This is a genomic window from Streptomyces sp. NPDC028722 (genome assembly GCF_040637655.1).
In the GTDB taxonomy this organism is placed as follows: Bacteria; Actinomycetota; Actinomycetes; order Streptomycetales; family Streptomycetaceae; genus Streptomyces.
Map to the genome: position 1 here is coordinate 68,821 of NZ_JBEZWU010000001.1, position 24,316 is coordinate 93,136.

18 protein-coding genes and 1 tRNA gene are annotated in these 24,316 nt (G+C 71.6%); 12 read left to right on the forward strand and 7 right to left on the reverse strand.

The window, feature by feature from the left end:
• Positions 1-20: 20 nt before the first annotated feature.
• On the reverse strand, positions 21-1,853 hold the full coding sequence (locus AB0F03_RS00305; protein ID WP_361984557.1) for a lytic transglycosylase domain-containing protein: 1,833 nt from the start codon (positions 1,851-1,853) through the stop codon (positions 21-23).
• A 317-nt stretch (positions 1,854-2,170) separates the two neighbouring features.
• Here AB0F03_RS00305 and AB0F03_RS00310 point away from each other — a divergent pair, with 317 nt between their 5' ends.
• Positions 2,171-3,031, forward strand: a complete 861-nt coding sequence (locus AB0F03_RS00310) for a DUF4184 family protein (protein WP_361984559.1) — start codon at positions 2,171-2,173, stop codon at positions 3,029-3,031.
• Here the strand turns inward: AB0F03_RS00310 and AB0F03_RS00315 are convergent.
• Together AB0F03_RS00315 and polA are read right to left on the reverse strand one after the other, a co-directional pair.
• Positions 2,949-3,350: a hypothetical protein gene (locus AB0F03_RS00315; protein ID WP_361984562.1), complete on the reverse strand. Its 402-nt coding sequence runs from the start codon at positions 3,348-3,350 to the stop codon at positions 2,949-2,951. The genes AB0F03_RS00310 and AB0F03_RS00315 overlap by 83 nt on opposite strands.
• 478 nt (positions 3,351-3,828) lie before the next feature.
• The gene (gene polA, locus AB0F03_RS00320; protein ID WP_361984565.1) at positions 3,829-6,555 is read right to left on the reverse strand and encodes a DNA polymerase I; all 2,727 of its coding nucleotides are present in this window, start codon (positions 6,553-6,555) and stop codon (positions 3,829-3,831) included.
• Positions 6,556-6,701: 146 nt separating this feature from the next.
• Between polA and AB0F03_RS00325 the strand changes: the two genes are divergently transcribed.
• The 9 genes from AB0F03_RS00325 to AB0F03_RS00365 all read left to right on the forward strand — a co-directional run bounded on the left by AB0F03_RS00325 (position 6,702) and on the right by AB0F03_RS00365 (position 16,852).
• Complete coding sequence (locus AB0F03_RS00325) at positions 6,702-9,014, forward strand: FdhF/YdeP family oxidoreductase (RefSeq protein ID WP_361984568.1); 2,313 nt, start codon at positions 6,702-6,704, stop codon at positions 9,012-9,014.
• Between the two features lie 43 nt (positions 9,015-9,057).
• Complete coding sequence (locus AB0F03_RS00330; protein ID WP_361984571.1) at positions 9,058-9,549, forward strand: hotdog fold thioesterase; 492 nt, start codon at positions 9,058-9,060, stop codon at positions 9,547-9,549.
• A gap of 125 nt (positions 9,550-9,674) precedes the next feature.
• The gene (locus AB0F03_RS00335; RefSeq protein ID WP_361984574.1) at positions 9,675-10,178 is read left to right on the forward strand and encodes a hypothetical protein; all 504 of its coding nucleotides are present in this window, start codon (positions 9,675-9,677) and stop codon (positions 10,176-10,178) included.
• The gene (locus tag AB0F03_RS00340; RefSeq protein ID WP_361984577.1) at positions 10,175-10,810 is read left to right on the forward strand and encodes a Tat pathway signal sequence domain protein; all 636 of its coding nucleotides are present in this window, start codon (positions 10,175-10,177) and stop codon (positions 10,808-10,810) included. Before AB0F03_RS00335 ends, AB0F03_RS00340 begins: the two co-directional genes overlap by 4 nt.
• A gap of 289 nt (positions 10,811-11,099) precedes the next feature.
• Entirely contained in the window at positions 11,100-12,338 is a 1,239-nt protein-coding gene (locus AB0F03_RS00345) for a branched-chain amino acid ABC transporter substrate-binding protein (RefSeq protein ID WP_361984580.1), read from the forward strand.
• Positions 12,339-12,451: 113 nt separating this feature from the next.
• Positions 12,452-13,381 (forward strand): branched-chain amino acid ABC transporter permease, encoded by a 930-nt coding sequence (locus tag AB0F03_RS00350; RefSeq protein WP_356820861.1) that lies wholly within the window; start codon positions 12,452-12,454, stop codon positions 13,379-13,381.
• 5 nt (positions 13,382-13,386) lie between these two features.
• Positions 13,387-15,222, forward strand: coding sequence for a branched-chain amino acid ABC transporter permease (locus AB0F03_RS00355; RefSeq protein ID WP_361984583.1), 1,836 nt, complete (start codon positions 13,387-13,389; stop codon positions 15,220-15,222).
• A 5-nt stretch (positions 15,223-15,227) separates the two neighbouring features.
• Positions 15,228-16,139 carry an ABC transporter ATP-binding protein gene (locus tag AB0F03_RS00360; protein WP_361984586.1) on the forward strand — a complete coding sequence of 304 codons (912 nt, stop codon included), beginning with the start codon at positions 15,228-15,230 and terminating at the stop codon, positions 16,137-16,139.
• Positions 16,136-16,852 (forward strand): ABC transporter ATP-binding protein, encoded by a 717-nt coding sequence (locus AB0F03_RS00365; RefSeq protein ID WP_361984589.1) that lies wholly within the window; start codon positions 16,136-16,138, stop codon positions 16,850-16,852. The genes AB0F03_RS00360 and AB0F03_RS00365 overlap by 4 nt, the downstream gene beginning before the upstream one ends.
• A gap of 97 nt (positions 16,853-16,949) precedes the next feature.
• Here the strand turns inward: AB0F03_RS00365 and AB0F03_RS00370 are convergent, their stop codons facing one another.
• Entirely contained in the window at positions 16,950-17,606 is a 657-nt protein-coding gene (locus AB0F03_RS00370; protein WP_361984592.1) for a response regulator, read from the reverse strand.
• A 100-nt stretch (positions 17,607-17,706) separates the two neighbouring features.
• On the opposite strand from AB0F03_RS00370, the gene AB0F03_RS00375 reads away from it, so the two are divergent.
• A tRNA-Leu gene (locus AB0F03_RS00375) sits at positions 17,707-17,781 on the forward strand.
• Positions 17,782-17,873: 92 nt separating this feature from the next.
• Here AB0F03_RS00375 and pyk read toward each other — a convergent pair.
• Positions 17,874-19,319, reverse strand: a complete 1,446-nt coding sequence (gene pyk, locus AB0F03_RS00380; protein ID WP_361984595.1) for a pyruvate kinase — start codon at positions 19,317-19,319, stop codon at positions 17,874-17,876.
• A 216-nt stretch (positions 19,320-19,535) separates the two neighbouring features.
• On the opposite strand from pyk, the gene AB0F03_RS00385 reads away from it, so the two are divergent.
• Complete coding sequence (locus AB0F03_RS00385; RefSeq protein WP_361984598.1) at positions 19,536-21,341, forward strand: 5'-nucleotidase C-terminal domain-containing protein; 1,806 nt, start codon at positions 19,536-19,538, stop codon at positions 21,339-21,341.
• Between the two features lie 70 nt (positions 21,342-21,411).
• Here the strand turns inward: AB0F03_RS00385 and AB0F03_RS00390 are convergent, their stop codons facing one another.
• Together AB0F03_RS00390 and AB0F03_RS00395 are read right to left on the reverse strand one after the other, a co-directional pair.
• Positions 21,412-22,824, reverse strand: a complete 1,413-nt coding sequence (locus tag AB0F03_RS00390; RefSeq protein WP_361984601.1) for a SidA/IucD/PvdA family monooxygenase — start codon at positions 22,822-22,824, stop codon at positions 21,412-21,414.
• Complete coding sequence (locus tag AB0F03_RS00395; RefSeq protein ID WP_361984604.1) at positions 22,821-24,215, reverse strand: pyridoxal-dependent decarboxylase; 1,395 nt, start codon at positions 24,213-24,215, stop codon at positions 22,821-22,823. Before AB0F03_RS00395 ends, AB0F03_RS00390 begins: the two co-directional genes overlap by 4 nt.
• Between the last annotated feature and the right edge of the window lie 101 nt (positions 24,216-24,316).

Below are 24,316 nucleotides of genomic sequence, written 5' to 3' on the forward strand. Positions count from 1 at the left end.
CTGTCGGTCGTGCGCCGGGCTCAGGAGGAGGCGGACCCGGTCGGGGACGGCGTGGTCGGGGTCGGGGACGGGCCGGCCGGGGACTCGGCGGGGGCGACCTTCAGCTCCACGGTGAGGGTCGCGCCGCCGGTGGTGGTGATGCGGAGCAGGAAGGTGCCGGCGGTGTCGTCCGCGTACAGCTTCGGCAGGGTGAGCAGGCCCTTGTCGTCCGTGGCCAGAGTGGTGAGGGTGCGTACGGGCTTGCCGTCGGCGTCCTTGAAGTAGGGGCCCTTGTCGTTCTCGGTGGTGTCGGCCGCCGATTTGACCAGGGTGGCGGTGGCCGCGACCTTGTCCGCGACGGTGCCCAGGTACGTCGCCTTCACCTCGACCTGGTCGGCGAACTCGCCGCCCGGGGCACAGGTCAGCGGGGTGTCGCTGGTGCGGGCGAGGGTGTCGGCGGCGCGCGCGGTGACCGTGGCGGTGTAGTCGACGCCCTTGGCCGGGCGGCCCACGACGGACACGGTGACCTTGAAGTCGCCGGTCTTCTCGCCGGCCTGGAGCGCCGGGGCCAGCGCGACGCCCTTGGCGTCGGTGGCGACCGTGGCCACGGTCTCGCCGCCGGTGAAGGTGGCGTCGGTGCCGCCGGTGATGGTGAACCGGAGCCTGACCTTGGCCACCGACTTGCCCACCTTGGTCTCGGCGCGGGCGCTGATCCGCTCGGTGAAGGCGTCGCCGGCCATCGCGGTGAGCTTCCCCGTGCCCGCGTCCTCCAGGTGGTCCACCAGGTCGGTGTTGGAGGGCGGGGGCGTCGGCGGGACGGGCGGCGTCGGCGGCTTCGGGTCGGGCGTCTCGTGCCCGCCGTTGCCGTTGCCGTTCCCGCCGTTGCCGTTCCCGCCGTTGTCGTGGCCGCCGTTGTCGTGACCGCCCTTGCCGTCGCCCTTGCCGTCGTCCTTGCCGGGCTTACCGGGGCGGTCGGGCTTCGGGGCGGGCTCGGTCGTCGGGGGGTGCGTGGGCAGCGGCGACATCGGCAGGCCGGAATCCGTGTCGCTGCGGTGCTCGGGCACCCCGCCGGTGCCGTCGGGGATGGAGTGGGTGCCCTTGCGGTAGTACTCCATCCAGTTCAGGACCAGATCGAGGTAGTCCTGCGAGTTGTTGTAGCTGAGGATCGCCCGGTGCAGGTCGGCCTCGTGGGACAGGTCCCAGCCGTTTCGGCACAGATAGTGGCCCGCGGCGAGCGCGGCGTCGTAGACGTTGTTGGGGTCCTTCTTGCCGTCACCGTTGCCGTCGCGGCCGGCCCAGGCCCAGGTGGACGGGATGAACTGCATGGGGCCGATGGCCTGGTCGTACGCGCTGTTGCCGTCGTACGCGCCGCCGTCGGTGTCCGCGATGAGCGCGAAGCCGTTGCCGTCGAGCTGCGGGCCGAGGATCCGGCGCAGTGTGGTGCCGCCGGCGTCGACCTGGCCGCCGCGGGCCTGCCCCGACTCCACGTTGCCGATGGCGGCGAGCAGTTGCCAGGGCAGGTTGCAGCCGGGCTTGGCGGTGCGCAGGTCGGCCTCGGCCTTCTTGTACGCGTCCAGGACCGTCGCCGGGATGCCGCCCTCGGCCCTGCTGACGGGACCGGAGGGGCCGGCGCTCGACGAGGGGCTCGGGCTGGGGCTGTTCAGCGGGGGCAGGTCCGTGTAGTACGGCGAGTTGCCGGTGGCGTTGCCGTCGCTGTCCGGCGTGGGTGCGGCGGCACCGGCTGCCGTCTGTCTGCCGTGCTCCTCGCCGGCCGCTCCAGGAGCCTGGGACGCGGACAGAGCCGCGACCGCCGCCGCGGCCACGGCGGTGGTCGCCGCTCCCTTGCGCAGTCGCCTGCCGAAATGCGCCGCCATGAAGTGAACCCCTCCCATGGACGCCCGTGCGTCCGTCTCCGCCGGACTGCCTCGCTGTGGTGTGACGGTTGACCCGGTGCTGTGGTTGCCCCTGTTCCGCATTTCCATGTGTGCGATATGCGTTCGACCGCGCATCCACCGCGGTGACGCAGGTGACCCTACGACAACTTGCTGTGAGCGGGCACCCGTTCGGGCCCGATTACAGCGGCCGGCCGGCGGTCGTCGACGGGAACGCGCCCGCACGGCGGTCCCGCATACTGGGCGGACTCGATCACCGGTGCCGTGTCCCGGCCCGGCGACCGCTCCAGGGGGTTGCGTTGCCGTTCACACTCAGCCACGCGGCAGCCGTGCTGCCCGCGGTCCGCCGGGACGGGAGCGGCCGGGGCCGGCTGGTGCCCGCGGTGCTCGTCACCGGCTCCTTCGCGCCCGACGTGCCCTACTACGCGGCCGGGATCCTGCCGGGCGGCATGGAGTCCGGCACGCTCACGCACTCGTTCACGGGTGTCGTCACCGTCGACGTCCTCATCGCCTGGGCGCTCACGGGGTTGTGGCTGCTGGTCCGGGAACCGTTGCTCGCGCTGTTGCCGGCGGCCCGGCAGGGAGGGCCGGCCGTCCTGCTGCGCCTCGGCGCGCCACGCGCGCGCGTGGGCGCCTCCACGGCGGGCCGGTGGTACGGCTCCGCGGTGCTCGGCGCGCTCACCCATGTGGTGTGGGACGCGTTCACGCATCACGACCGGTGGGGGACGCGGCTGATCCCGGCCATCGGGCGGGACCGTCCGGCGGGCATGCCGCTGTTCACGTGGCTTCAGTACGGGTCGTCCGTGGCGGGTGCCGTGGCGATCGCCCTGTTCGTGGTACGCGCGCTGCGGCGGGCGCCGGACGGGGTGCCGGCGGGGGTACCCGTGCTGTCCGTACGGGACCGGTGGTGGGCGCTCGCGGTGATCGGCGGCTGCGCGCTGGCCGGGGCGGCGCAGCGGGCGGCGGGGTGGTGGGAGCACCAGGGGGCGGTGGTGCGGCCGTGGGAGCTGGTGCCCACCCTGTGCTTCGGGGTGGGCGCCGGGGTGGTGCCGGGGCTGCTGCTGTACGCCGTCGGGGTCAGGGTCCGGCGTCCGGCCGCTGCTCCCGGGGCTCGTGGTGAGGCGGCCGGTGCGGGCCGGGAGCGGCCGGTCGCTCGGTGAGGGACGCCACGAAGACGGTGAGGGTGTGCCGGGGGCGTGCCCTCGGGATCTGGGTGAGCGCGAGGGCGAGGTATCCGCGGACCAGGTCGGCCCGCAGGCGCCGGTCGGGGATGCGGGCCGTACGGCCGGCGAGCCGGCGCCGGAGGTTCCTGGTGACCCTGCGAACGGTGACGGTCAGGTCGGCCGGGATGCGGGCGGTGCTTGCGTCGGCCGCGACAACCGGGACCCGCGAGGGGGGCATGGCCTGCGCCGAGAAGGTGTCCGCCCAGTCCCGGGGCGCTGCCTCGGGCGTCCGGCGGTGAAGCATGCGTATACCCATGCCCGCAGTGTTGCGGCTGCGAGGGGTGGTGGGCGTTCTGACGGGGGCCACGAGAGTGACGGCCCCTCGGGGAGAGCGCCGCGTCCGCTGCGCGTCCCCCGGCGGGGTGCGCAGGTGGGAGCGGGTGCCGGGGGTGCCGAGGCCCCGGCGCCGAGGGGATGCGCCGGCCGGGGCGGTGGATCAGCGTTGCGGCGAGGGGGGTGCGGGCGCCCCCTGCCCCTGGCCGGGGGGCGTCGCGGCCCGTCGGCCGTGACGCCCCCCGGCCCCGCGGGTTGTGGGCTGGGGTCTTTCGTTCGGAGCAGGCCGGATCAGGGAGCGGGGTCCGGTGCCGTACGTCGCGGGGCGGAGGAGGGCGCCGTGGCGGAGCCATGGCACCCGACGACGACGCGGCGGTGGGGGCACCTCCCGCTCGAGCGAAGCCGGGAGCCGGGGAGCGGTGCCGGACCCCGCGAGCCCGGCCTGATCCGAACGAGAGCCCCTAGTGGGCTGCCGATTCCCAGTCCGGGCCCACGCCCACCGAGACGTCCAGCGGCGCTCTCAGGTGGACGGCGTCCGCCATCTCGCGGCGGACGATCTCCTCCGCGGCCGCCCGTTCCCCGGGGGCGATCTCCAGGACGATCTCGTCATGGACCTGGAGGAGCATGCGGGAGGTGAGGCCGGCTGCCCGCAGGGCGCTGTCCACCTTCAGCATGGCGAACTTGACGATGTCCGCCGCGGTGCCCTGGATGGGCGCGTTGAGGGCCATGCGTTCGGCCGCCTCGCGGCGCTGGCGGTTGTCGCTGTTGAGGTCGGGGAGGTAGCGGCGGCGCCCGAAGAGGGTCGCCGTGTAGCCCGTCGCCCGGGCCTCGTCGACCGCCCGGCGCAGATAGTCCCTGACTCCGCCGAAGCGCTCGAAGTAGGCGTCCATCAGGGCCCGCGCCTCGGCCGCCTCGATGTTCAGCTGCTGGGACAGTCCGAACGCCGACAGGCCGTAGGCCAGGCCGTACGACATGGCCTTGATCTTGCGCCGCATCTCCGCGTCGACCGCGTCACGCTCGACGCCGAACACCTGGGAGGCGGCCGTGGTGTGCAGGTCCTCGCCGGAGGTGAACGCCTCGATCAGGCCCGCGTCCTCGGAGAGGTGGGCCATCACCCGCAGCTCGATCTGGCTGTAGTCGGCGGTCATCAGGGACTCGAAGCCCTCGCCGACCACGAAGCCCCGGCGGATCGCCCGGCCCTCGTCGGTGCGGACAGGGATGTTCTGGAGGTTCGGGTCCGTGGAGGAGAGCCGGCCGGTCGCGGCCACCGTCTGGTTGAAGGTGGTGTGGATGCGGCCGTCACCCGCGATGGTCTTGATCAGGCCCTCGACGGTGACGCGGAGTTTGGCCTGCTCCCGGTGCCGGAGCATGATCACCGGCAGTTCGTTGTCGGTCTGGGTGGCGAGCCAGGCCAGGGCGTCGGCGTCGGTGGTGTAGCCGGTCTTGGTCTTCTTCGTCCTCGGCAGGGCCAGCTCGCCGAAGAGGACCTCCTGGAGCTGCTTGGGCGAGCCCAGGTTGAACTCGTGGCCGGCCGCCGCGTGCGCCTCCTTCACGGCCTGCTGCACCGCGCCGGCGAACATCTGCTCCATGGCCTCGAGGTGCGCGCGGTCCGCCGCGATGCCGTGCCGCTCCATGCGGGCGAGCAGCGCCGACGTGGGCAGCTCCATGTCGCGGAGCAGCTCGGCGGCGCCCACCTCCGCCAGGCGGCCCTCGAAGGCCTCGCCCAGGTCGAGGACCGCGCGGGCCTGGATCATCAGGGCCTCGGCCTCGGCGCCGTCGTCCGCGCCGAAGGCCAGCTGGCCGTCGGCCGCGGCGGCGGGGGCCAGCTCGCGGTGCAGGTACTCCATGGACAGCGCGTCCAGGTCGAAGGAGCGGCGGCCCGGCTTGACCAGGTACGCGGCGAGCGCGGTGTCCATGTGGACGCCCTCGACGCTCCAGCCGTGCTCGGCGAAGACGCGCATGGCGCCCTTGACGTTGTGGAACACCTTGGGGCGGCCGGCGTCGGCCAGCCAGGCCGCGAACGCGTTCTCGTCGGCCTCGTCCAGCTCGGACGGGTCGAACCAGACCGCCGCTCCCCCGGCCGTGGCGAGGGCGACCTCGGCGACCGAGCCGGCGCCCAGCGCCCAGGTGTCCACCGTGGCGACGCCCAGGGTGCCGGCGCCGTGCCCGGCGAGCCAGGGGGCCAGTTCGCCCGTGCTCAGGATGCTGCCGTCGATCTCGACGCCGTCGCCGGTGACCGGGGCGGCCTCGGCCTCCTCGGTGCCGGGGTCGACGGCGAAGAGGCGCTCACGCAGGGACGGGTTGCGGATCTCCAGGGTGTCCAGGACCATCGCGACGGCCTTGCGGTCGTACGGGGCCCGCTCCAGCTCGGTGACCGCCCGGGGCAGCTCGACCTGGCGCTCCAGTTCGGTGAGGACGCGGTTGAGCTTGACCGATTCCAGGTGGTCGCGGAGGTTCTGCCCGGCCTTGCCCTTGACCTCGTCGGCCCGCTCCACCAGCTCCGCGAACGAGCCGAACTGGTTGATCCACTTGGCGGCGGTCTTCTCGCCGACGCCGGGGATGCCGGGGAGGTTGTCGGACGGGTCGCCGCGCAGGGCGGCGAAGTCGGGGTACTGGGCGGGCGTCAAGCCGTACTTCTCGACAACCTTCTCCGGGGTGAACCGGGTCAGCTCCGAGACGCCCTTCGTGGGGTAGAGCACCGTCGTGTGCTCGGTGACCAGCTGGAAGGAGTCGCGGTCGCCGGTGACGATCAGCACCTCGAAGCCCTCGGCCTCGGCCTGGGTGGCGAGGGTGGCGATGATGTCGTCCGCCTCGAAGCCCTCGACGGCGAAGCGCTGCGCGTGCATCGCGTCGAGCAGCTCGCCGATCAGCTCCACCTGCCCCTTGAACTCGTCCGGCGTCTTGGAACGGTTCGCCTTGTACTCGATGAACCGCTCGGAGCGCCAGGTCTTGCGGGAGACGTCGAAGGCCACCGCGAAATGCGTGGGCGCCTCGTCACGCAGGGTGTTCGCCAGCATCGACGCGAAGCCGTAGATCGCGTTCGTGGGCTGGCCGGTCGCGGTGGTGAAGTTCTCCGCGGGCAGCGCGAAGAACGCGCGGTAGGCCAGCGAATGCCCGTCCATGAGCATCAGCCGGGGGCGCTTGCCGCCGGGGGTGCTGTCGGTCTGCTTCGATGCTGTTTCTGCCACGTCCCCGATCCTGCCACGCCGCACTGACAGTCCGGACCGGGCTCCTCGGCCCCGCCTGCCCCGGCCGGCCCGCCCGGCGGCGGTGTCAGTGGGCCGTGGGAGGATCGTCGGCGTACTTGTCACGCGCAGTCGAAGGGGAGCGTGCGATGGCGACGAAGCCGCCCAAGGGTGATCCGGTTCAGGACGCACCGCAGGTCGGGGAGCCGAAGCACGCTGCGGCGGGGCTGCCGGCCATCGGGCACACGCTGCGGATCGCGCAGCAGCAGATGGGGGTGCGGCGCACCGCGCTGACGCTGCTGCGGGTGAACCAGAAGGACGGCTTCGACTGCCCTGGCTGTGCCTGGCCGGAGCCGGACCACCGGCACGCGGCGGAGTTCTGCGAGAACGGCGCGAAGGCCGTGGCCGAGGAGGCCACGCTGCGCCGGGTCACGCCCGAGTTCTTCGCCGCGCACCCGGTCGCGGACCTCGCCGGCCGCAGCGGCTACTGGCTGGGCCAGCAGGGCCGGCTCACGCACCCCGTGTATCTCCCCGAGGGCGGCACGCACTACGAGCCGGTCGGCTGGGACCGCGCCTTCGACATCATCGCCGAGGAGATCGCCGCCCTCGGCTCCCCGGACGAGGCCGTCTTCTACACGTCCGGCCGCACCAGCAACGAGGCCGCGTTCCTGTACCAGCTCTTCGCGCGCGAGCTGGGCACGAACAACCTCCCCGACTGCTCGAACATGTGCCACGAGTCGTCGGGGTCCGCGCTCAACGAGACCATCGGCATCGGCAAGGGCAGCGTCCTGCTGGAGGATCTGTACCAGGCCGACCTGATCATCGTCGCGGGCCAGAACCCGGGCACGAACCATCCGCGCATGCTGTCCGCGCTGGAGAAGGCCAAGGCGAACGGCGCGCGCGTCATCAGCGTCAATCCACTGCCGGAGGCGGGCCTGGAGCGGTTCAGGAACCCGCAGACCCCGCAGGGCCTCCTCAAGGGCGCCGCGCTCACCGACCTGTTCCTCCAGATCCGCATCGGCGGTGACCAGGCGCTCTTCCGGCTCCTGAACAAGCTGGTCCTGGAGGCGGACGGCGCGGTCGACGAGGAGTTCGTACGCGAACACACGCACGGGTTCGAGGAGTTCGCCGAGGCCGCGCGTGCCGCCGACTGGGACGAGACGCTCGCGGCGACCGGACTCACCCGCGCGGAGATCGAGCAGGCGCTGGGCATGGTCCTCGCCTCGCGGCGGACCATCGTGTGCTGGGCCATGGGCCTCACCCAGCACAAGCACTCCGTCCCGACCATCCGCGAGGTGGTCAACTTCCTGCTGCTGCGCGGCAACATCGGCCGCCCGGGCGCGGGCGTGTGCCCGGTGCGCGGACACAGCAATGTCCAGGGCGACCGCACCATGGGCATCTTCGAGCGCCCCGCCCCGGCCTTCCTGGACGCCCTGGAGAAGGAGTTCGGGTTCGCGCCGCCGCGCGAGCACGGTCTCGACGTCGTACGGGCCATCCGCGCGCTGCGCGACGGGGAGGCGAAGGTGTTCTTCGCCATGGGCGGCAACTTCGTCTCCGCCTCCCCCGACACCGAGGTCACCGAGGCCGCGATGCGGCGCGCCCGGCTGACGGTGCACGTCTCCACGAAGCTGAACCGCTCGCACGTGGTCACCGGCGCGCGGGCGCTGATCCTGCCCACCCTGGGCCGCACCGAGCGTGATGTGCGCGAGAGCGGTGAGCAGTTCGTGACCGTCGAGGACTCGATGGGCATGGTGCACGCCTCGCGCGGGCGCCTGAAGCCCGCGAGCCCGCATCTGCGGTCCGAGCCGGCCATCGTCTGCGGCCTGGCGCGCCGGGTGCTCGGCGGGCGCAGCGTCGTGCCGTGGGAGGAGTTCGCCAAGGACTACGCGGCGATCCGGGACCGCATCGCGCGCGTGATCCCCGGTTTCGAGGACTTCAACGCGCGCGTGGCCCGGCCCGGCGGTTTCGCGCTGCCGCACGCCCCGCGCGACGAGCGCCGTTTCCCGACCGCCACGGGCCGGGCGAACTTCACAGCGGCGCCGGTGGAGTACCCCGCGCTGCCCGAGGGCCGGCTGCTGTTGCAGACGCTGCGCTCGCACGACCAGTACAACACCACGATCTACGGGCTGGACGACCGGTACCGCGGCATCACGGGCGGGCGCCGGGTGGTGCTGGTGCGTCCCGAGGACGCGCGGGCGCTCGGGGTCGCCGAGGGCGCGTACGTCGACCTGGTGAGCGAGTGGCGGGACGGGGTGGAGCGGCGGGCGCCCGGTTTCCGGGTGGTGCTCTATCCGACGGCGCGCGGGTGCGCGGCGGCGTACTACCCCGAGACGAACGTGCTGGTGCCGCTGGACGCCACCGCCGACACCAGCAACACCCCCGCCAGCAAGTCCGTCGTCGTGCGCCTCGAAGCCCACACCGGGGACGCCGGGAGCCGTCTGGAACAATCGGCGGCCGACTGAGCGTTTGCTCAGCAGCAGACAGGTGGACGAACGGAGCCGGCCGATGGGTGAGCAGCAGCGTGTGAAGTTCCCGCAGGAGATCCTCGACGAGTACGCGGCGCTCGGTGTCGACCTGCCGGCCCTGTTCTCGGCCGGCCACCTCGGCACGCGCATGGGTGTGCAGATCGTGGAGGCCTCGGCGGACCGGGTCGTCGGGACGATGCCGGTGGAGGGCAACACCCAGCCCTACGGCCTGCTGCACGGCGGTGCCTCCGCGGTGCTGGCGGAGACGCTGGGCTCGGTCGGCTCGATGCTGCACGGCGGCAGTTCGAAGATCGCGGTCGGTGTGGACCTGAACTGCACGCACCACCGGGGGGTCCGCTCGGGCCTGGTGACGGGCGTGGCCACGCCGGTGCACCGGGGTCGGTCGACGGCGACGTACGAGATCGTGATCAGCGACGAGGAGGACCGGCGGGTCTGCACCGCCCGGCTGACCTGTCTGCTGCGGGACGTCCGGCCGGGCGAGGGAACGCCCGCGCGGTCCGCCGGAAGCTGACCCCGTCCCCGTCGGAGCGTCACCCCCGCGCGGTCCGTCGGAACGTCACCGCCCGCGCGGCCGGAGGCGGAAGGCCGGCCCGCCGGAGCGTTGCCCCCCGCCGTCCCTCCCCTTAGCTTCGGCACATGGGACGGCGAGGAGGCCCCCGGCCGGGGGTGAGGTTCCTGGTGTGCGGGCTGCTGGCGGTGCCGGTGGCGCTGTGCGCGACGGGCTGCGGCGGACCCGGAGGTTCCGCGCACCCGTCCCCGGGCGCCACCGGCCGCTCCGCGCAACCACCCCCCGGCGCCACCGGCCGCTCCGCGCACCCATACCCCGGCGGCACCGGACCCGCGCCCGCGTCCGCCCCGGCACCCGCGTCGCCCTCCGCCGCCTCCGACGCCGACCTGTGCACCAGGATCGTCGCGTACTGGTCACGCAGGGCGCTCGGCGACGACACCTACGGCGACTACCAGTCGATGGGCCTGTCCCATGGGCAGTACCAGATCCTGCGGGACGTCGTGGACGCGGCGCGCGTCACCCTGCGGCACCAAGGGTCCGCCGAGGCGTATGAGTTGATCGACCGTCAGTCCCGGCGGGCGTGCACCGAGCGCTACCGCCACGGGCCCCCGAGCGAAGGCCCCTGGACATGAGCGGCGTCGGCCCGCCGGAGCCCGGTGAGGGCACGCGCGCGTGGGACACCCCGCACCCGCGGGGCCCGCGTCCTGCCGGTCGCACGCGCGCGGCCGTGGCCGCCCGGTACGCCCGCCACCGGCGGACCACCCTGGCGCTGGCCACCGCGACCGCCGTCCTCGGGGCCGGCGGCGCGCTCTACGCCACCCGGCCGCAGCAGCCGCCCCCGCGCCCCACGCGCCCGCACCCCGAGGTCCCGTACCCCTCCCAGGTGGTGGACGTGACCTACCTGGAGGACCGGCCCCCTCCGGCGGGCGCCCCGCCGCGCAGCTTCAGCTTCACGGTCCTGCTGAGCGTGGCCTCGGGGCCGCCGGTCACCGTGACGCGCGTGGCCCAGCCGTACGCGGGACTGTCCCTGACGACACGGCCACCGGCTCCGTGGCGGACAGTCGCCGGTGCGGCGCGCGAGGTCACGGTCACCATGCACGTGACGAAATGCGGAGAAGTCCCCTGGCACGCCGGGCTTCCTTTCCTCGACGTAACTGTGCGTAATGCGCGCGCAATACAGGTACAGAGCTTCATCCTCGGCGGCCGTTACGCGCAGCACCTCTCCCACGCCGTGGAAGTAGCCTGCGGCAACAGAGTTCGGTAATCAGCAAAACGCCCGAGACGCCTGGTTGGATCATGGCAGGTCCTGCGGGTTCTCAGAATGCGGACAGCGCGAATCCACCTTAATTCGTCCGTTCCCCCCACGTCGTACCGCTCTGCATTACGCCGTGTCATAACAAGAGCGTCACAGCCTTGGCCAGACACTCCTCCACGTTCCCCACACACGCCTAGAGTCACGGCCAGTCACCGCGCCATCGGAATCTCACTTCAGCGCGGCGCGCGACTCGGCCGTTTCCATGGGGAGGCGGTTGTGCCTGGGGAAAGGACTGATCGTGCGTCAAGGTTCGCTTATCGCCATCACCGCCGCGCTGGCGGCGGGAGCGCTCACTCTCACCGCCTGCGGCTCGCGCGACAGCGGCGACAAGGGCTCGGACTCCGGCAAGGGTGACGGCGGCAGCACCGTCGTCATCGGCGTCGACGCCCCGCTGACCGGCGACCTGTCCGCCATGGGCCTCGGTATCAAGAACTCGGCGGACCTCGCCACCAGGAACGCCAACAAGCAGAACCTCGTCAAGGGCGTCACCTTCAAGATCGAGGCCCTCGACGACCAGGCCCAGCCGTCGGCCGGCCAGCAGAACGCCTCCAAGTTCGTGTCGGAGCAGAACGTCCTCGGTGTCGTCGGCCCGCTGAACTCCTCGGTCGCCGAGTCGATGCAGAAGGTCTTCGACGACAACAAACTGGTCCAGGTCTCCCCGGCCAACACCGGCCCCGCCCTGACCCAGGGCACGGACTGGCAGAACAAGAAGGTCCGCCCGTACAAGGCGTACTTCCGCACCGCGACCACGGACGCCATCCAGGGCCCGTTCGCCGCCCAGTACGTCTACAACACCGCCAAGAAGACGAAGGTCTTCGTCATCGACGACAAGAAGACCTACGGCGCGGGCCTGGCCGCCACCTTCACCGACGAGTTCAAGAAGCTCGGCGGCAAGGTGGTCGGCACCGAGCACATCAACCCCGACGCCAAGGACTTCTCCGCGGTCGCCACCAAGGTGAAGAACTCCGGTGCCCAGGTCGTCTACTACGGCGGTGAGTACCCGCAGGCCGGCCCGCTGAGCAAGCAGATCAAGGCCGCCGGTGCCAAGGTCCCGCTCGTCGGCGGTGACGGCATCAAGGACGACACCTTCATGAAGCTGGCGGGTGCCGAGAGCACCGGCGACCTCGCCACCTCCGTCGGCGCTCCGGTCGAGGACCTGCCCTCGGCCAAGCAGTACGTCAGCGACTACAAGTCCGCCGGCTACAAGGAGGAGTACTCGGCGTACGGCGGTTACGCCTACGACTCCGCCTGGGCGGTCATCGAGGCCGTGAAGAAGGTCGTCGACGCCAACGGCGGCAAGCTTCCCTCCGACGCCCGCGCGAAGGTCACCGCGGCCATGCAGGACGTGTCCTTCGACGGTGTGACCGGCAAGGTCTCCTTCGACGCGTTCGGTGACGCCACCAACAAGCAGCTGACCGTCTACGCCGTGAAGAACGGTGCCTGGACGCCGGTCAAGTCCGGTACCTACACGGGCTGACCCCCGCCCGCACCACCTGAAAGAGCCGCGCGGGGCGCTGTTCCACTGGCGCCCCGCGCGGACTCGCATCCGGCCACATCCGTCGAACTTTCCGAACGCTCGGAGGACATGCGGTGCACGAACTGCCGCAGCAGCTGGTCAACGGCCTGCTACTAGGATCCATGTACGGGCTGGTCGCCATCGGCTACACAATGGTCTACGGCATTGTCCAGCTCATCAACTTCGCCCACGGCGAGATATTCATGACGGGCGCGTTCGGCGCTCTCACCGTGTGGCTCTGGCTTCCCGGCGGCACCACCATGTGGATCGCGCTGCCACTCATGATCATCGGTGCCGTCGTCGTCGCCGTCGCCATCGCGGTCGGGGCGGAACGATTCGCCTACCGTCCTCTCCGCAACGCCCCACGCCTCGCCCCGCTCATCACCGCCATCGGCCTCTCCCTCGCGCTCCAGCAGGCGGTGTGGGCCTGGTACCCGGAGGCGAAGTCCGCGCGCACCTTCCCGCAGATCCCGGGCGGCCCCTTCGAGATCGGCAGCGTCACCATCCAGACGGGTGACATCTTCCTGGTCGTCGCGGCCCCCCTCAGCATGGCCGTCCTCGCCTACTTCGTGATGAAGACCCGCACCGGCCGCGGCATGCAGGCCACCGCGCAGGACCCGGACACCGCCAAGCTGATGGGCGTCAACACCGACCGCATCATCGTGATCGCGTTCGCCCTGGGCGCCGCGTTCGCCGCGGTCGGAGCCGTCGCCTACGGCCTGAAGTACGGCGAGATCAACTTCCGGATGGGCTTCATCCTCGGTCTGAAGGCGTTCACCGCGGCCGTTCTCGGCGGCATCGGCAACATCTACGGCGCCATGATCGGCGGCGTGGTCCTCGGCGTGGCCGAGACCCTGGCCACCGCCTACATCGCCGACATCCCCGGCATGGACAAGTTCGGCAGCCAGTCCTGGGCCGACGTCTGGGCCTTCGTACTCCTCATCCTCGTACTGCTGTTCAGGCCACAGGGCCTGCTCGGCGAGCGCGTCGCGGACAGGGCGTGAGACCGATGACCACACAGACCACCGCACCCGACACCCCCGGCACCCCCGGTGCCGCCGCGGCCCCCGCCCCGTCCGGACTGCTGCCCCTGCCGGAGAAGGCCGCCCTCGGCCTCGCCCTCGGCGGCAGCGTGCTGACGGCCGTCTCCACCTTCCTCGCCTGGACGTGGACCTCGGACTTCCCCGGCGACCTCACCGTCTACGGCTACCCGGGCGGCCTCCAGGTCCTCGTGCTCATCGGCGCGCTCCTCGCCACCCTGTTCGCCCTGGCGGCCTACGGCGTCCGGGGCCTGGACCGGCTGACGCCCGCCGGGCCCGGCGCGGCCCTGCGCTTCGCCACCCTGGCCGCCTTCGCCACCAGCTGGTACACGGTCCTCGCGATCAGCACCGAACTCGGCGGTCTCGTCAACCTCGAGCCCGGCGGCTTCCTCGTCGCCGTCGGCAGCCTCGCCGCCTTCGCCGGCGCCCTGGCCCTGCCGTTCCAGCGGCCCGAGCCGGAACCGGCCGACCCCGACGACAGCGGCGTCGAGAAGTTCAAGCACCGTCTGGCCCACCAGTGGGAGACGGTCAAGGCGGTCTTCGCCGCCGGTCCCGCGCGGCCCGTGGGCCCTCTGCCGTCGTACGCCGAGATCCTGATCATCGTCGCGGTCCTCGGGCTCGGCCTGACCGTCTTCACCTACGGCATCGGCACCGAGTACGACGAACTGTTCGTCGGCTTCCTGATCACCGCGGGCCTCGGCTTCGCCGCCCTGAACAAGGCGGGGCTGATCTCGCAGGCCTCGGAGATCACCTCCCGGCACCAGAACATCACCACCTGCGGCGCGTTCGTCGCGGCGGCGCTGTTCCCCTTCACCCAGACGAATGACCAGTACGCGACCCTCGGCGTCTACATCCTGATCTTCGCCACCGTCGCCCTGGGTCTGAACATCGTCGTCGGCCTCGCCGGCCTCCTCGACCTCGGTTACGTCGCCTTCCTCGGCGTCGGCGCCTACGCGGCGGCCCTGGTCTCCGGCTCCCCCAGCTCGCCGTTCCACGTGCACTTCCCGTTCTGGGCGGCCGTCCTCGTCGGCGCCGCCGCCTCGCTCGTCTTCGGCGTGCTGATCGGCGCCCCGACGCTGCGGCTGCGCGGCGACTACCTCGCCATCGTCACCCTCGGCTTCGGTGAGATCTTCCGGATCACGGCGAACAACCTCGACGGCACCTCCGGGCCCGACCTCACCAACGGCTCGAACGGCGTCTCGTCGATCCCGAACCTCGACGTCCTCGGCTTCGACTTCGGCACCCAGCACGACATGGGCGGCTTCACCATCGGCCGGTTCGCCAACTACTTCTTCCTGATGCTGGTCATCACCGCGATCGTGGTGCTGGTCTTCCGGCGCAGCGGCGACTCCCGCATCGGACGCGCCTGGGTGGCCATCCGCGAGGACGAGACCGCCGCGCTCGCCATGGGCATCAACGGCTTCCGGGTCAAGCTGATCGCCTTCGCCGTCGGCGCCTCGCTCGCCGGTCTCGCGGGCACCGTCCAGGCCCACGTCACCTACACGGTGACGCCCGAGCAGTACCTGTTCGCCGGTCCCATCCCGCCCAACTCCGCGTTCCTGCTCGCCGCGGTCGTCCTCGGCGGCATGGGCACCATCAGCGGTCCGCTGATCGGCGCAGCCCTGCTCTTCCTGATCCCCAACAAGCTCCAGTTCCTCGGGAACTACCAGCTCTTCGCCTTCGGCCTCGCACTGGTCCTGCTGATGCGGTTCCGTCCCGAGGGCCTCATCCCCAACCGCCGCCGCCAGCTCGAGTTCCACGAAGAGGCGGAAGCACCCACCCTCCTGACGAAGGCGGGGGCCTGACCACCATGACCACCGACACCACCACCAAGGACACCGCCGCCGGCGCCACCCGGCCCGGCGAGACCGTCCTCGACGCCCGCGGCGTGACCATGCGCTTCGGCGGTCTGACCGCCGTGCGCGGCGTCGACCTCACCGTCAACGCCGGCGAGATCGTCGGTCTGATCGGCCCCAACGGCGCCGGCAAGACGACCTTCTTCAACTGCCTGACCGGCCTGTACGTCCCCACCGAGGGCGAGGTCCGCTACAAGGGCGCCGTCCTGCCGCCCAAGTCCTTCAAGGTCACCGCGGCCGGCATCGCGCGGACGTTCCAGAACATCCGGCTGTTCGCCAACATGACGGTCCTGGAGAACGTGCTCGTCGGCCGGCACACCCGCACCAAGGAGGGCTTCTGGTCGGCCGTGCTGCGCGGACCCGGCTTCCACCGGGCCGAGAAGGCCTCCCGGGAACGGGCCCTGGAACTGCTGCGGTTCGTGGGCCTGGACAACAAGGCCGAGCACCTCGCCCGCAACCTGCCCTACGGCGAGCAGCGCAAGCTGGAGATCGCCCGTGCCCTGGCGAGCGAGCCCGGTCTGCTGCTGCTCGACGAGCCGACGGCCGGCATGAACCCGCAGGAGACCCGGGTCACCGAGGAACTGGTCTTCGCCATCCGGGACATGGGCATCGCCGTCCTCGTCATCGAGCACGACATGCGGTTCATCTTCAACCTGTGCGACCGCGTGGCCGTGCTCGTGCAGGGCGAGAAACTGATCGAGGGTGACAGCGCGACCGTCCAGGGCGACGAGCGCGTGATCGCGGCCTATCTCGGCGAGCCCTTCGAGGACGCGCCCGGCGCCGAGGAGGTGGCCGAGGTCGAGGCCGCCGAGGCGCACGCCGGGACCACGACGGACGCCGCGCCCGGCAAGGAGGACGACCGATGACCGCACTGCTGGAAGTCGAGGACCTGAGGGTCGCCTACGGCAAGATCGAGGCCGTCAAGGGGATCTCCTTCAAGGTCGAGGCCGGTCAGGTGGTCACCCTCATCGGCACCAACGGCGCCGGCAAGACCACCACCCTGCGCACGCTGTCGGGCCTGCTGAAGCCGGTCGGCGGACAGATCAGGTTCAACGGCAGGTCGCTGAAGAAGGTCCCGGCCCACCAGGTGGTGTCGCTGGGGCTCGCCCACTCCCCCGAGGGGCGGCACATCTTCCCGCGCATGAGCATCGAGGACAACCTGCGCCTCGGCGCGTTCCTGCGCAGCGACAAGCCGGGCATCGAGAAGGACATCCAGCGCGCCTACGACCTGTTCCCCATCCTCGGGGAGCGCCGCAAGCAGGCCGCGGGTACCCTCTCCGGCGGTGAGCAGCAGATGCTGGCGATGGGCAGGGCGCTGATGTCCCGTCCGAAGCTGCTGATGCTGGACGAGCCGTCGATGGGGCTGTCGCCGATCATGATGCAGAAGATCATGGCGACGATCGCCGAGCTGAAGTCCCAGGGCACGACGATCCTGCTGGTCGAGCAGAACGCCCAGGCGGCGCTCTCGCTCGCCGACCAGGGTCACGTCATGGAGGTCGGCAGCATCGCCCTGTCCGGCACGGGCCAGGACCTGCTGCACGACGAGTCGGTGCGCAAGGCCTATCTCGGCGAGGACTAGTCCGGCGAGGGCCGCCTCCCGCGGCGGCCGGTCGGCACAGTGCCCCGCGTCCTTCCGGGCGCGGGGCACTCGTCGGTGGCGGGGGCGGCGCCGGGCGTCAGTCGGTCTTCGCGGACTTCTTCTCCTCGCTGTCCGCGATGACCGCCTCGGCGACCTGCTGCATCGACATGCGCCGGTCCATGGAGGTCTTCTGGATCCAGCGGAAGGCGGCCGGCTCGGTCAGGCCGTACTCCGTCTGGAGGATGGACTTCGCGCGGTCGACCAGCTTGCGGGTCTCCAGCCGCTGGGTGAGGTCGGCGACCTCCTGCTCCAGCTGCTTCAGCTCGGTGAACCGGGAGACGGCCATCTCGATCGCCGGGACGACGTCGCTCTTGCTGAACGGCTTCACCAGGTACGCCATGGCCCCCGCGTCGCGGGCCCGCTCGACGAGGTCGCGCTGGGAGAACGCGGTGAGCATCAGGACCGGCGCGATCGACTCCCCGGCGATCTTCTCGGCCGCGGAGATGCCGTCCAGCTTGGGCATCTTCACATCCAGGATGACCAGGTCCGGCTTGTGCTCGCGGGCCAGCTCGACGGCCTGCTCACCGTCCCCGGCCTCGCCGACGACGGTGTACCCCTCTTCCTCGAGCATCTCTTTCAGGTCCAGCCGGATCAGGGCCTCGTCCTCGGCGATGACGACGCGGGTCGTCAGCGGAGGCACGTGCGACTTGTCGTCGTCGGGCACGTCTACGGGCTGGGGCGACTCGGCGGTCACGGGGGCTCCTCGTTCGGGGCAGGGGCGCTGCTGACAAGAGCCTACCTAGCTACGGTATGGTGGACGCGCGGAGGGTCGGGGGGAACCTTCGATCCTGCGAGCCCCGGTAGCCCAATTGGCAGCAGGCAACGGATTCAAAACCCGTACAGTGTCGGTTCGAGTCCGACCCGGGGCACTTTTCCTTGGTTTCCAAGGTCAGTATTCGGTTTCCAAGGTCAGCAGCAAAGAGGGCCCCTCGGGTGAGGGGCCCCTTGTCGTCCCCGGCTGTCACGGGGCCTGCTCCGGACTGTCGTCCTCGCCGATGTGATGGACCCGGACCAGGTTGGTCGAGCCGGAGACGCCGGGCGGGGAACCCGCCGTGATGACCACGACATCGCCCTTCTCGCACCGGCCGTACTTCAGCAGCAGCTCATCCACCTGTTCGACCATCGCGTCCGTGGATCCGACGTGCGGGCCGAGGAAGGTCTCGGCGCCCCAGGTCAGGCTGAGCTGGGAACGGGTGGCCGGCTCGGGGGTGAAAGCGAGCAGCGGGATCGGCGAGCGGTAGCGGGAGAGCCGGCGGGCGGTGTCTCCCGACTGGGTGAACGCCACCAGGAACCTCGCGCCGAGGAAGTCACCGATCTCGGCGGCGGCCCGGGCGACCGCACCGCCCTGGGTGCGCGGCTTGTTCTGCTCGGTCAGCGGCGGCAGGCCCTTGGCCAGCATGTCCTCCTCGGCCGCTTCGACGATCTTCGCCATGGTGCGCACGGTCTCGACCGGGTACTTGCCGACGCTGGTCTCGCCGGAGAGCATGACCGCGTCCGTGCCGTCCAGCACCGCGTTGGCCACGTCGGAGGCCTCGGCGCGGGTGGGCCGCGAGTTGTCGATCATCGAATCGAGCATCTGGGTGGCGACGATCACTGGCTTGGCGTTGCGCCTGGCCAGCTTGACCGCGCGCTTCTGCACGATCGGCACCTCCTCCAGCGGCATCTCCACGCCCAGGTCGCCGCGCGCGACCATCAGCGCGTCGAAGGCGGCCACGATGCCGTCGAGGTTCTCCACGGCCTGCGGCTTCTCGATCTTGGCGATCAGGGGCAGGCGGCGACCCTCCTCCGCCATGATCCGGTGGACGTCCTCGGCGTCCCGGCCGCTGCGGACGAAGGAGAGGGCGATCAGGTCGAAGCCGGTGCGCAGCGCCCAGCGCAGATCGTCCTCGTCCTTCCCGGACAGGGCGGGGACGGAGACGGCGACACCGGGGAGGTTCAGTCCCTTGTGGTCGGAGACGACGCCGCCCTCGACCACCCGCGTGTGCACCTGGGGGCCGTCGACGGCGGTGACCTCCAGGCAGACCTTGCCGTCGTCGACGAGGATGCGCTCACCGGGGGCGACATCGGCGGCGAGGCCCGCGTAGGTGGTGCCGCACCGGTGGCGGTCGCCCTCGACGCCGTCCTCCACGGTGACGGTGAAGAGGTCGCCGCGTTCAAGCAGTACCGGTCCTTCGGCGAAGCGGCCGAGCCGGATCTTCGGGCCCTGAAGGTCGGCGAGCACTCCGACGCTGCGGCCGGTCTCGTCAGCGGCCTTCCGCACCCGCTGATAACGCTCCTCGTGCTCGGCGTGGGTGCCGTGGCTGAGGTTGAACCGGGCGACGTCCATTCCGGCCTCGACCAGTGCCTTGATCTGGTCGTACGAGTCGGTGGCGGGCCCCAGAGTACAGACGATCTTTGCTCGGCGCATACGTCGAGCCTAGGCCTTACCCGCGGGTAGAGAATTGGCCCCGCGTGACGACTCAACAGACTTTCGGCAAAGGGATATTGACAAGTGTTTAATTGAGTGCCGGTTCGCTCCGATGAGCGATGGTCATCAGATCGCAACCTGCCGGACCTGTTGACACAGGTCATGCTCAGGTCAGAATCTACGCGCGTCGTCGACCATGCGCCAAGGAGACCGAGAATGCCGCTGAACCGCCGGAAGTTCCTGAAGAAGTCCGCCGCCACCGGAGCGGGAGTGGCGGTCGCCGGCGCGGCGGCGGCACCGGCGGCCCGGGCGGCGGACGGCAAGAAGCCCCCGCGCCCCGCCAAGCGGTACTCCCTGACCGTCATGGGCACCACCGACCTGCACGGCCACGTCTTCAACTGGGACTACTTCAAGGACGCGGAGTACGCCGACAAGGCGGGCAACGCCATGGGGCTCGCCCGTATCTCCACCCTGGTGGAGCAGGTCCGCGCCGAGAAGGGCCGCTGCAACACCCTGCTGCTGGACGCCGGTGACACCATCCAGGGCACCCCGTTGGCCTACTACTACGCCAAGGTCGACCCGATCACCGCCAAGGGCGGCCCGGTGCACCCGATGGCCCAGGCGATGAACGCCATCGGGTACGACGCGGCGGCGCTCGGCAATCACGAGTTCAACTACGGCATCGAGACGCTGCGGAAGTTCGAGTCGCAGCTGCGTTTCCCGCTGCTCGGCGCCAACGCCGTGGACGCCAGGACGCTGCGGCCCGCCTTCGCGCCGTATGTCATGAAGACGTTCCACGTGCCGGGCGCCAGGCCGGTCAGGGTGGCCGTGCTCGGTCTGACCAACCCGGGCATCGCGATCTGGGACAAGGCGTACGTGCAGGGCAAGCTGGCGTTCCCGGGCCTGGTGGAGCAGGCCGCCAAGTGGGTGCCGAAGCTGAGGTCGATGGGCGCGGACGTGGTCGTCGTCTCGGCGCACTCGGGTACGTCGGGCACGTCGTCGTACGGCGACCAGGTGCCGTACGTGGAGAACGCGGCCGCCGACGTGGCCCGCCAGGTGCCCGGCATCGACGCGATCCTGGTCGGCCACGCGCACCTGGAGATCCCGGAGCTGAAGGTCGTCAACGAGAAGACGGGCCGGACCGTCGTCCTCTCCGAGCCGCTGTGCTACGCCGAGCGGCTCACCCTCTTCGACATCGAGCTGGTGTTCGGCAAGGGCCGCTGGGAGGTCGAGTCGGTCTCCGCCTCGCTGCGCGACTCCAGCTCCGTCGCCGACGACCCCAGGATCACCAAGCTGCTCACCGACGAGCACCAGAAGGTCGTCGCGTACGTCAACCAGGTCGTGGGCCGGGCGACCGAGACCCTGACCACGGTCGAGGCCCGCTACCGGGACGCCCCCATCATCGACCTGATCACCAAGGTCCAGGAGGACGTGGTCAAGGCGGCGCTCGCGGGCACCCCGTACGCCTCGCTGCCGGTGATCGCCCAGGCCTCGCCGTTCTCCCGGACCTCCGAGATCCCGGCCGGCGACGTCACCATCCGGGGCCTGTCCAGTCTGTACGTGTACGACAACACGCTGGTGGCCAAGCTGCTGACGGGTGCCCAGGTGCGCGCCTACCTGGAGTACTCGGCGGAGTACTACGTCCAGACGGCCGCCGACGCCACGGTGGACGTCGAGAAGCTGACCAACGCCGGTGGCCGCCCGGACTACAACTACGACTACGTCTCCGGCCTGTCGTACGACATCGACATCGCCCAGCCGGCCGGGTCGCGGATCAAGAACCTGACGTTCCAGGGGGCCGCGCTGGACGACGCCCAGCAGTTCGTGCTCGCGGTGAACAACTACCGCGCCAACGGCGGCGGCGCCTTCCCGTACGTCGCCGCCGCCAAGGAGCTGTGGTCGGAGTCCACGGAGATCCGCACCCGGATCGCGGAGTGGGTCACCGCAAAGGGTGTCCTGGACCCGAAGGACTTCGCGTCGGTGGACTGGAAGCTGGTGCGCAACGGCACGCCGGTGTTCTGAGCGACGTGAACGGCGTCGGTGCCCGCCCGCGCGGGTGCCGGCGCCGGGCGGTGGGGGCCTGCGCGGCGGATCATCTGCCCTCGACCAGCGGGGTCAGCCGTCCGGCGGGTCTGCTCTGCGGGACCCGGCCCGCGGGTTCCCGGAGTCCGAAGCTGGTGAAGGCCGTGCGGGCAGGGAGCGGGTACGCCTCCTTGCCGGTGAGCGAGTTGAGGATGGTGGCGCTGCGCCAGGCGGCCAGGCCGAGGTCGGGTGCGCCGACGCCGTGCGTGTGCAGCTCGGCGTTCTGGACGTGGACCGAGCCGGTGACCGAGGGGTCCAGGACGAGCCGGAACTCCTCGTCGATCCGCGGGCGTCCGCCGCTGTCCCGGCGGATGTAGGGGTCTAGCCCGGCCAGGATGCGGCCGAGGGGACGCTCGCGGTAGCCGGTGGCGAGGACGACGGCGTCGGTGGTGAGCCGGGACCGGCTGCCCTGCTGGAGGTGCTCCAGGTGGAGTTCCACCTGGGTGGTGGCGATCCGGCCGGCGGTGCGGACGCGGACCCCGGGGGTGAGGACCGCGTCGGGCCAGCCGCCGTCCGGACAGCGGCGGTACAGCTCGTCGTGGATGGCGGCGAGGGTGCCCGCGTCGATGCCCTTGTACAGCTGCCACTGGGCGGCGACGAGCCGGTCCCGGACGGGTTCGGCCAGGGCGTGGAAGTAGCGGGTGTAGTCGGGCGTGAAGTGCTCAAGACCCAGCTTGGAGTACTCCATCGGCGCGAACGCCTCGGTGCGGCCGAGCCAGTGCAGCCCTTCCCGGCCGGCCGGGCGGTGGCGCAGCAGGTCGAGGAAGACCTCGGCGCCGGACTGTCCGGAGCCGACGACGGTGACGTGCCCGGCGGCGAGCAAGGTGTCGCGGTGCTCGAGATAGTCGGCGGCGTGGAGGACGGGCAGACCCGGCGTCTCCACCAGGGGCCTGAGGGGGTCGGGCACGTAGGGGGCGGTGCCGATGCCGAGGACGATGTTGCGGGTGTGCGTACGGCCGAGGGCCTCGGCCTCGCCGTCGGCGTCGAGCTGGGTGTGGTCGACCTCGAACACGTCCCGTTCCGGGTTCCAGCGGACGGCGTCGACCTGGTGGCGGAAGTGCAGCCCGGGCAGCTGCCGCGCGACCCAGCGGCAGTAGGCGTCGTACTCGGTGCGCTGGATGTGGAAGCGCTCGGTGAAGTAGAACGGGAAGAGCCGTTCGCGGCTCTTGAGGTAGTTGAGGAAGCTCCAGGGGCTGGTGGGGTCGGCGAGGGTCACCAGGTCGGCGAGGAACGGCACTTGGACGGTGGCGCCGTCGATGAGCAGCCCGGGGTGCCAGTCGAAGCCGGGACGCTGTTCGTAGAAGACCGCGTCGAGTTCGGCGAGCGGCTGGGCGAGCGCGGCCAGGGAGAGGTTGCAGGGGCCGATGCCGATGCCGACCAGGTCGCGCGGGGATGCGGGGTCGCGGCGTGGGGGGTGGGTCATCCGGGGGTGCTTCCTTCGGCGAGTGCGGCGAGTTCGACGAGCGTGAGCAGGCGGGCCAGGTCGTCCGGCCGGGTGTGGGGGTTGAGGAAGGTGGCCTTGAGCCAGAGGCGGCCGTCGAGCCGGGCGCGGCCGAGAACGGCCCGGCCCTCGTGCAGCAGCCTGCGGCGCGCGGTGGCCACGGCGGTGTCGTCGGCCTCGGCCGGGCGGAACAGGACGGTGCTGATGTCGGGCCGGTCGTACAGCGCGAAACCGGGGTGCCGGCGGACCAGCGCGGCGAAGTCACGGGCCAGGGCGCAGACCTGGTCGACCAGGGTGCCCAAGCCACCACGGCCCAGTGTTCTCAGGGTGACGGCGATCTTCAGGATGTCGGGGCGGCGCGTGGTGCGCAGGGAGCGGCCGAGGAGGTCGGGGAAGCCGGCCTCGGTGTCGTCGTCGGCGTTGAGGTAGCCGGCGCGCTGCCGGAGGGGGGTCAGTTCGTGGGGGTGGGCGACGGCGAGGAGGCCCGCGGCGACCGGCTGCCAGCCGAGTTTGTGCAGGTCGAGGGTGACGGTGTGGGCCGCGTCGAGCCCGGCGAGCTTGCCGCGGTGCCGGTCGCTGAAGAGGAGGCCCCCGCCGTACGCCGCGTCGATGTGCAGCCGGACGCCGTGGGTGGCGCACAGGGCGGCGATCTCGGGGAGCGGGTCGATCAGGCCGGCGTCGGTAGTGCCGGCGGTGGCGGCCACGAGCAGGGGGCCGGAGAGCGCGGTGAGGGCTCCGTCGAGGGCGGCCGGGTCGAGGGTGCCGTCGGGTGCCGGGATGACGACCGGGTCGGGCAGGCCGAGCAGCCAGGCGGCGCGCGGCAGGGAGTGGTGGGCACCCGCCCCGCAGACCAGCCGGACGCTGCCGCCGTGGGCCTCGCGGGCGAGCAGCAGGGCGAGCAGGTTGGACTCGGTGCCGCCGGTGGTGACGAGGGCGTCGGCGAGGCCGGCCGTGCGGGCGAGGGTGCGCGCGACCGTGGCTTCCAGGGAGGAGGCGGCCGGGGCCTGGTCCCAGGAGTCCAGGGAGGGGTTGAGGGCGCCCACGGCGAGGTCGGCGGCGGTGGCCACGGCGAGCGGCGGGCAGTGCAGGTGGGCGGCGCACAGCGGGTCGGCGGGGTCGGCGGCGCCCTCCGCGAGGGTCTGGACGAGGACGCGCAGGGCGTCCGGATCGCCGGTGGCCGGCAGGACGTCCCCGAGGGCGTCGGCGACGCGCGCGGCGACGGCGTCCGGTCCGCCGGCGGGCAGCGGTCCGCCGCGCCGGGCGGCGCCGGCCGCGAGCGCGTCCAACACGGTGGCGAGGAGGGGCCGCAGGGCGTCGGTGCCGCCGGGCCCCGAGGCGAGCGGCGGCAGGTGCGGGGAGTGTCCTGCGCTCATGGGCTCTCCTGGCGGGCACGGGAACGTCCAGCGGGCTTCCGGCTTGTGGGTGGACTTCCAGCTTGTACCGGAAGGGTGCCCTGCGTCCCGGAAGCCCGGTG

Bases quoted from the DNA above. Each gene is read 5' to 3' on its own strand.
- AB0F03_RS00305 (WP_361984557.1), bottom strand. From the start codon at position 1,853: ATGGCGGCGCATTTCGGCAGGCGACTGCGCAAGGGAGCGGCGACCACC.
- AB0F03_RS00315 (WP_361984562.1), bottom strand. From the start codon at position 3,350: ATGGGTATACGCATGCTTCACCGCCGGACGCCCGAGGCAGCGCCCCGG.
- AB0F03_RS00325 (WP_361984568.1), top strand. From the start codon at position 6,702: ATGGCGACGAAGCCGCCCAAGGGTGATCCGGTTCAGGACGCACCGCAG.
- AB0F03_RS00330 (WP_361984571.1), top strand. From the start codon at position 9,058: ATGGGTGAGCAGCAGCGTGTGAAGTTCCCGCAGGAGATCCTCGACGAG.
- AB0F03_RS00335 (WP_361984574.1), top strand. From the start codon at position 9,675: ATGGGACGGCGAGGAGGCCCCCGGCCGGGGGTGAGGTTCCTGGTGTGC.
- AB0F03_RS00340 (WP_361984577.1), top strand. From the start codon at position 10,175: ATGAGCGGCGTCGGCCCGCCGGAGCCCGGTGAGGGCACGCGCGCGTGG.
- AB0F03_RS00355 (WP_361984583.1), top strand. From the start codon at position 13,387: ATGACCACACAGACCACCGCACCCGACACCCCCGGCACCCCCGGTGCC.
- AB0F03_RS00360 (WP_361984586.1), top strand. From the start codon at position 15,228: ATGACCACCGACACCACCACCAAGGACACCGCCGCCGGCGCCACCCGG.
- AB0F03_RS00365 (WP_361984589.1), top strand. From the start codon at position 16,136: ATGACCGCACTGCTGGAAGTCGAGGACCTGAGGGTCGCCTACGGCAAG.
- pyk (WP_361984595.1), bottom strand. From the start codon at position 19,319: ATGCGCCGAGCAAAGATCGTCTGTACTCTGGGGCCCGCCACCGACTCG.
- AB0F03_RS00385 (WP_361984598.1), top strand. From the start codon at position 19,536: ATGCCGCTGAACCGCCGGAAGTTCCTGAAGAAGTCCGCCGCCACCGGA.
- AB0F03_RS00390 (WP_361984601.1), bottom strand. From the start codon at position 22,824: ATGACCCACCCCCCACGCCGCGACCCCGCATCCCCGCGCGACCTGGTC.
- AB0F03_RS00395 (WP_361984604.1), bottom strand. From the start codon at position 24,215: ATGAGCGCAGGACACTCCCCGCACCTGCCGCCGCTCGCCTCGGGGCCC.